General features: G+C 64.5%; 7 protein-coding genes. 3 read left to right on the top strand and 4 right to left on the bottom strand.

Annotated features, from left to right (window positions below; all coding sequences use genetic code 11):
- The first annotated feature begins 453 nt into the window (after nt 1–453).
- Nucleotides 454–888: a hypothetical protein gene (locus Q0283_RS13515; RefSeq protein WP_298045113.1), complete on the top strand. Its 435-nt coding sequence runs from the start codon at nt 454–456 to the stop codon at nt 886–888.
- A gap of 444 nt (nt 889–1,332) precedes the next feature.
- The gene (locus Q0283_RS13520) at nt 1,333–2,172 is read left to right on the top strand and encodes a hypothetical protein (protein WP_298045115.1); all 840 of its coding nucleotides are present in this window, start codon (nt 1,333–1,335) and stop codon (nt 2,170–2,172) included.
- Between the two features lie 441 nt (nt 2,173–2,613).
- Here Q0283_RS13520 and Q0283_RS13525 read toward each other — a convergent pair whose 3' ends face one another.
- Nucleotides 2,614–2,910, bottom strand: coding sequence for an Lsr2 family protein (locus Q0283_RS13525; RefSeq protein ID WP_298045116.1), 297 nt, complete (start codon nt 2,908–2,910; stop codon nt 2,614–2,616).
- 277 nt (nt 2,911–3,187) lie between these two features.
- On the opposite strand from Q0283_RS13525, the gene Q0283_RS13530 reads away from it, so the two are divergent.
- Nucleotides 3,188–3,652: a hypothetical protein gene (locus Q0283_RS13530; protein ID WP_298045117.1), complete on the top strand. Its 465-nt coding sequence runs from the start codon at nt 3,188–3,190 to the stop codon at nt 3,650–3,652.
- A 44-nt stretch (nt 3,653–3,696) separates the two neighbouring features.
- Here the strand turns inward: Q0283_RS13530 and Q0283_RS13535 are convergent, their stop codons facing one another.
- The 3 genes from Q0283_RS13535 to Q0283_RS13545 all read right to left on the bottom strand — a co-directional run bounded on the left by Q0283_RS13535 (nt 3,697) and on the right by Q0283_RS13545 (nt 6,296).
- On the bottom strand, nt 3,697–4,101 hold the full coding sequence (locus tag Q0283_RS13535) for a hypothetical protein (RefSeq protein ID WP_298045119.1): 405 nt from the start codon (nt 4,099–4,101) through the stop codon (nt 3,697–3,699).
- Nucleotides 4,102–4,231: 130 nt separating this feature from the next.
- Nucleotides 4,232–4,462 (bottom strand): hypothetical protein, encoded by a 231-nt coding sequence (locus tag Q0283_RS13540; RefSeq protein WP_298045120.1) that lies wholly within the window; start codon nt 4,460–4,462, stop codon nt 4,232–4,234.
- 781 nt (nt 4,463–5,243) lie between these two features.
- On the bottom strand, nt 5,244–6,296 hold the full coding sequence (locus Q0283_RS13545; protein WP_298045121.1) for an Imm51 family immunity protein: 1,053 nt from the start codon (nt 6,294–6,296) through the stop codon (nt 5,244–5,246).
- Nucleotides 6,297–6,536 lie beyond the last annotated feature (240 nt).

Below are 6,536 nucleotides of genomic sequence, written 5' to 3' on the forward strand. Positions count from 1 at the left end.
CCCGATGCCTTCGTGCCAGTTCGAAGCGGCGGGATCTAGTAGAACTACGCTTTTAATCCCGCCCGATTCCGTCCGTCTGAGGATTCCCTAGTAGGGCACAGGTCTTCATTCGCAGCCTTGATGAGTCTTTAGGGGTGCGGTGCCAGCCGCGGCAACGGATGCCGCCTAAGGTGGTTCAGGTCATCAAGAGGAAAGCGTGGGCGCTGGGCTATGTCGCGAAGAGGCACACACGGATGGATACGGTGCGTCGTGGGAACAGCCGCCCTAGGGTTGATCCTCAGCGCCTGTGGAGCCCCAGGCCGGGGAGTCGAAGCCAGCAGGCCGGCCGGCGCGCAGGCGTCGCAGAGCAGCCCGCAGTCGACCTTGAGAACCGAGGCACAGATCAGCCCGCCGGACGCCATGTCCCCCGGGACGCGGGCGTCGGGAATCACTTGCCAAGACCCGGAGGACACCATGGACGACGAACTGGTCAAGGCCCATCCCGCGTTCACGCGACACTTCTCGGCACCGATCTACGATGATCCCGCCAACGAGCTCGCCCCCTTCGGTTCCGACGAAGGATGGGACTTACTGTTTACCGTCGCGCAGCGGTGCGAGGAACTGACCGACACCGCCACACTGGATGATGTTCTGGCCCTGGCCGAGGTGCCGGTAGCGCACGAGTGGGGTGAGAACCCCGAGGGCGAGCAGTGGTACGAGGCCGCCACCTTCGTCGCGGCAGCCGGGTTCACCCTGCTGCGGTTGACCGGCCAGATAGACCCGGCCGGTCATCAACGGACCATTCAGGCGGTCGACATCCTGATCGACTACTTCGGGGAGCACCCCGACCTGCTCCAACAGAGAGCGGATCTGCAAAGCTGGCCGACCGAGACCGCCTCTCGGGGCTGACCACCACGGTCCCAGTCCGTGTGCTCGAGTCCAGAACTAGACGGCCCGCATCTCATTCGAGGATCCTCCAACGGGGCTTGAATTGTCGAATGGCAGGGCTCGGGCCTAGGGGTGTCTCCATCGAGCGCTCTGCGGGCGGTTATGATGCCTGCATCACACGCACAGGCGCCACAAGCGCCGCCTGACCTGCAGGGGAACCACTTGTCCACATCATTCGGTCGCGCCCTCGCGACCATCGCAACCGTCTCATCTCTCGTTCTCGGCACCGCGGCAGGGGCTTCGGCCGCACCGTCGCCTGAAATCACCACGGCAGTTGCCGCCGGTTCCGTGGCGGCGTCCACCTCCACCCCGCGCGTCACTATCCAGACGATCGCGAGTCCAATCGTAAAGGTCGGGGGCAGCGCAACGGTTCGCCCCTCGGTCGCGGTGAGCGGCGGGGCCTCCGTGACCGCGCAGACGCTGACCATCAAGCAGGGAACCAGGACGCTGGTCTCCGGCAAGGCCAGCGCTGCACTCAAGGCCGGCACCTATTCAGTCACCACCCGGGTCACCTACAAGGCCGGGTCGGCCTCGAAGACGGCCAGCAAGACCCAGACCCTGGTGGTCCGCGAGGCCGTGACCGTCAAGCCCGTCCCGGGCAAGACCGCTCCGCGCGGGGGGACGGCCACCGTGGCGCCGACCGTGTCCGTCGCCTCGGGGGCCCGGCTGGTGTCCAAGGCGCTGACCGTCAAGCAAGGTTCCAAGACGCTCGCCTCGGCCAAACCCACTGCTCGCCTGAAGGCCGGGAAGTACAGCGCGACCACGACGGTGAAGTACCAGCTCCCCATCACCACCACATCCACCGTGAAGAGCACCACCAAGAAACTGGTGTCCAACGGCAGCACCCCGGTCGCCATGACATGCAAGGTGGCCAAGGTCTGGCCGATGGAATCCGACGTCGACCCGGTAATCGGCCGCATGGACATCGCGCTGATCGACCTCAAGTGCACCGGCGCTTTCGACGGCTCCTATGCGGCCCTGGCGGCGCATTTCCCCGACACCGCCACGAACCGGGCCAACGGGCTGGCCAACGAGGTGCTGTGGGGCGAAGACACCACTGTCGAGGGGGCCGTGAAGCCAGTTGTGGGGTCAACCGCCAAAGCCACGCTCTACCCATACGTCGAGTCCACCAAGGACTACCTGTACAAGTCGACGACGACGTCCAAGCAGGTCACCAAGACGACCTGGTCTCCGGTCTACACCACGAGCAAGACGCAGTCGCTGACCATCAAGGCCGGCAAGTAACCACCCCGCAAACCGGCCACGATCGGACCGGTTCCTGAAAAACCAGGTACCGGTCCCCCTGCTGTGGCGTTCTGGGACAAGCCGCGGCCTTGTGTCGAACATAGATGGCGGTGCACCCTTGTCGATTCCGCGGCTCGACAGCATGGACGGCGGAGCTCGACGGCGCGACTGCCAAGCCCTAGATACAGTCTCTCGACGCACGTGTACGCCGATCCTCAGGGTCCCGCTTCCCGCTTTGACCCAATCACCATCTCACGCTCAGCCACTCACCAGACTCGATCACTAGGATCAAGAACACCTCATCAAGATGCAAGTGATGAAGGTGCGAGTGATGACACCGAAGGCCCCAGCCAAATGGCTGGGGCCTTCGCCGTGCATGTAACGCACCCAGGCAGCCGGAACGGTGTGCCATCCACCCGGCCCGTGAGGGACTGCGGTGCCTTAAAGCGCTTGGCGGTAGGCCTCAATCACCTCGCGGTGGATGCGGCCCCGGGCCGAGACCTCGTACCCGTTCTCCTTAGCCCAAGCGCGAATCCGGGCCGCTTCTTGCGCCGGCTTCGGGGGTGCCACCGGGCGGGCCGCGCGGACAAAGGCCTTTAGCTCCGTCCGCAGCTGCTTGGCGTTGCCCTTGGTCAGGTCGAGCTCGTAGTGCCGGCCGTCGACACCGAACTGGACGGTTTCGGTGGCCGGGTCACCCGTGAGGTCATCGACCAGCACTGTCTTCACCTTCTGTGCCATCGCTCTCCCTGCCGCGGTTCTGTGCGGCGCACTCGGGCTAATACTGAACGGATATCAGGCTGTCAGAGCCTAATCGTGGATGACGAATCGGCGCTGACTCCGCCGCGGCTCGAGTCGGAGGCTGCTCAGCGGTTCGAGGCAGAGAGACGACGCGGATACGTGGGGTCACCTTCACGGGTCCCAGGTGTGACACCCACCGGGTCCGCTGAGGGATCCTCGAGCGGATCATTTCGGCCGTGCTTCGTTCAGGAGCCGGGCCCCCGCGGACAATGAGGGCATGATGAGCAAGAGGCACCATCAGACCGCGAATAGGGCGGCTCTGGATGATCTGCCAACGACGGCATCCAAGGGATCTTTGGCAGAGCTTGCGGCGGGTTATCTGACGTCGATGCGTCCCTACCTCGACAGAACACGGGAGCTGGAGGAGAACACCGAGACCGTTCAGGATGTCGAGGGCGCTGGCGCGCACCACGCTTCTTTGCTGCACAGCGAGCAGGTGGATCAGTGCGCGGACGCAGTTTCTGATGTGTTCTCGACGGGCACGGACGGTGACCGCCACTTCTTGCTCTATGAGTTGCTGTGCCAATCCGGCGATCCCTACGCGGAGGCCTGGATACTGACCTACTGGCAGGACGACATTCGCCCACCTTTCCCACCAGCGCTTCGGGACCTCGTCCGCCAGGCAACCGGGCGCACCCCGAGCCTGACGCCGACGGCCACCGAACTCGGATGGTTGGACTAAGCCCACCAGCCCACGACCCGCTCAAGGATCGTGTAGTGCGACGCTCAGGATTCCGTCGTCTGCCGGGCCGAATCCTGACCGGTCTCGGCGCCTGTTCCGTTGCCGGCTGACCGGGCGCCCGGGTCCGCACCCCAGACGGTGAGAGTAGCGACTCCGATGCCTGCACCCCATGCTGCCCAGGAAAACTCACCATCCCAACCGAGTACCTCGAGCATCAGGGCGATGAGCCAGATGAACCCGATGTACACGCCGCAGACCCGCATGAATCGTCCCCAGCGGTAACGCGTCGGCCATCGACGCCACACCAGAACGCCTAACAAGAGCAGCACGGCTGCGATGACGGCAGCCCAGCCGAGCATGGCTCCTTGCATGAGTTGGGCCAGGCCGGAGATTAGGACAGTCGCAGCAAGGCCGCCGAAGATCCATTGCCAAATGCCGTCCGCGCCCATGCTCGCCCCCGTAATCCCGTTCCGGTGCGATTCATCGTTGCATGCGAATCACCGGCGCCGTCCTAAATGAGGATCCCTCTCGAGGCTCGCCCCATGTCCTGCAACTGGCCTCGCAATACCTTGGGGGCGGTTACCGGCGGGAGGCTCTCGGCAGGGCCGGTCGTCGCCTGTCCCACACGAGCACGGCAACGCTGACGATGACCGCAAGGGTGCCGAACACCGGAACGAGGACGGCAAGAATGATCAGCAGCAGTCGAGACCTGCGTGAGCTCAGGTAGCGCGTCGCCCAGACGGCGCAGATGATGCCGGCCGCCCACAGCGCTATCACGGCGACTTCCAGGCCGTTGAGCGCGAACGACATCGGGTCTCCGCCCACAGCATGTCCTCCCTCGTGTCTGCAAGGTCTTGGCCGGACTGCCGAAATGCCTTGATGAGGGCGCGTTGCGCCGCTTGACTTGGTTGATTCAACCATGACGGGTGCAGGTGACTCTCGGAACGTTCGTTCCGGCAGCTTCAGGTGATGAGTGCGCCAGGCGCTTAACGTCAGAACCCGACCCAGCTGGGCTGTGGCCGAAAGCGCCCAGTGGAGGATCCTCCTGCGGGCAAGAATCGAGGCGCATGTGGCCGTCGACGGTCTGAGCGATCGCGCGCCGTAGGCCCTTCGGCTTTCGGAACTAGGAGCCACCGTGACGAGAATGGAGGGCATGTGGTCATTTACGAAGAGGAATCCGTGGCACGGAGACTGTCCGACCTGCGGCCACGACTGGCGCGAACATCTACCTGAGGATGACAGGCCATCAGTGTGCAGCGAATGCCAGTTCGACATCGACCATGGGGTTCCGGGTGCGCCTGAACAACCTTGTACTTCCGAAGTGCCACGACACAGTCAGCCTCAGTAGCGCGGTTCACGAGGGCTGCTTCCAGTCAGCCTTGGCCGTCTGGGGGATCCTGCTTCGGGACGCCTGTCGCAAGGCTCCGTGGCTCCTTGCTCACTGCTCTCACGGGCATGCTTGAATGCCGGTCAATGAAGTGGTCGACCGTTCGACCGGGCCGGCGGTAGGCAGCCTCGTTCGAGACGGGCGCCGCGGTGGGCGCGCTGTTCGTCTGGGATGTCCGAAGTGCAGAGCACATGGAGACCGAAATCAAGAGTCCAGTTGGTCCAAGGGCACGTTCTCCAGAGCCTGGGTCAGGGCGGTCTCGTCGCTGAGGAGGGGCTCGAGTTGTTCTTGGAGCTCCCGCAGATCCTCGATCTTGCCGTAGGCGGCGAACAGGTCACCATCGGGATCCATCTCCAGGCGCCCGACCAGCTCGGGCCACCACCAGGTGACGAGATCGGTCCACGCGTGGCCGGTGGAGCGGACGTCGCGGGTTTCGAGGACCTCGGCGGTGGGCACGTTCACCGGGTCGAAGGTCAAGGATTCGAAGTCCTCATCCAAATTCGAGACGGTTTCCGGAACTGGCGCCTCGCCGGCGGCCACGCGTAGGCAGTTCTCGCCGAAGGTGTACGCGGTGCTGAGCTGTTGCTCCTGTTCTGGGGTGAGGGACCTCAGGGCCTCGATAATCCAGGGTGAGGTAGCCGGTTCGCCCAAGGCTGTGACTTCCTCGGAGTTGATGTTCCACAGCTGGGTGGGGTCGTCCACGGCGTGAACGTCCGCCAGGAAGACGTCCCGGAGTGTGTGGCCGGCGGCGAGTTCTCCCAGGTGGGTTAGCTGCTTCATGGAGTCGATGCGCACTTCCCGCAGCGCCGGCAGGGTGGAGAGCCCGGTCAGGTCCGCTTCCTTGCACAGGGTGAACCAGAGGTCCTCCAGCTCCGGCAGTGCGGGCCAGCGCAACGGGCCGGACCACCGGGCGGAGCGCAAGCGCAGGAACCGCAGCGGCACCCCATCGAGGGCATCCAGGGTGGCCTGCGTGGGCCGGTCAATATCCAGCGTCCGCAGGTGGCTGCCTCGGAGCCACGGGCCCAAATCCCGGGACCACGTAGCGGTCAACTCCCTGAGGGCTGGGAACTGGTGCCCTTCCGGCTTGGGCCCTAGCTTGGCATCCCGCGCGGTGATCGTGGTGATCTGCTCGGTCGGGCCGATCTTGTCCCAGTCCGGCGGACCCCACAGCTCCAGGACGACATTGTTCGGACCGTGGCGTTCAAGCTCGAAGCTACTGTCGGGGTCACGAGGGAAAATCCCCAAGTCATGGCGCATCGGCAAGACTCTCTCTAGCGGGCGGGTATTCACTGCGTACGTTACCTAGGCAGGCCCGGCCTCCAACCCGAACGCCTGAACCAGCGGCTGCGTGTGTCGACAGTGGGGGGGCTCGGGTCCCCCGCGCCGAACGCCGTGGAACCATCCCGTGTAGGGATTTTCAGACGGACGGAATCGGGCGGGACTAAAAGCGTAGTTCTACTAGATCCCGCCGCTTCGAACTGGCACGAAGGCATCGGG

Source organism: uncultured Citricoccus sp., assembly GCF_937871995.1.
Lineage (GTDB): Bacteria > Actinomycetota > Actinomycetes > Actinomycetales > Micrococcaceae > Citricoccus.

Excerpts from the sequence above, each read along its gene's own strand:
- Q0283_RS13515 (WP_298045113.1), top strand. The coding sequence starts at position 454 with ATGGACGACGAACTGGTCAAGGCCCATCCCGCGTTCACGCGACACTTC.
- Q0283_RS13525 (WP_298045116.1), bottom strand. The coding sequence starts at position 2,910 with ATGGCACAGAAGGTGAAGACAGTGCTGGTCGATGACCTCACGGGTGAC.
- Q0283_RS13530 (WP_298045117.1), top strand. The coding sequence starts at position 3,188 with ATGATGAGCAAGAGGCACCATCAGACCGCGAATAGGGCGGCTCTGGAT.
- Q0283_RS13535 (WP_298045119.1), bottom strand. The coding sequence starts at position 4,101 with ATGGGCGCGGACGGCATTTGGCAATGGATCTTCGGCGGCCTTGCTGCG.
- Q0283_RS13540 (WP_298045120.1), bottom strand. The coding sequence starts at position 4,462 with ATGTCGTTCGCGCTCAACGGCCTGGAAGTCGCCGTGATAGCGCTGTGG.
- Q0283_RS13545 (WP_298045121.1), bottom strand. The coding sequence starts at position 6,296 with ATGCGCCATGACTTGGGGATTTTCCCTCGTGACCCCGACAGTAGCTTC.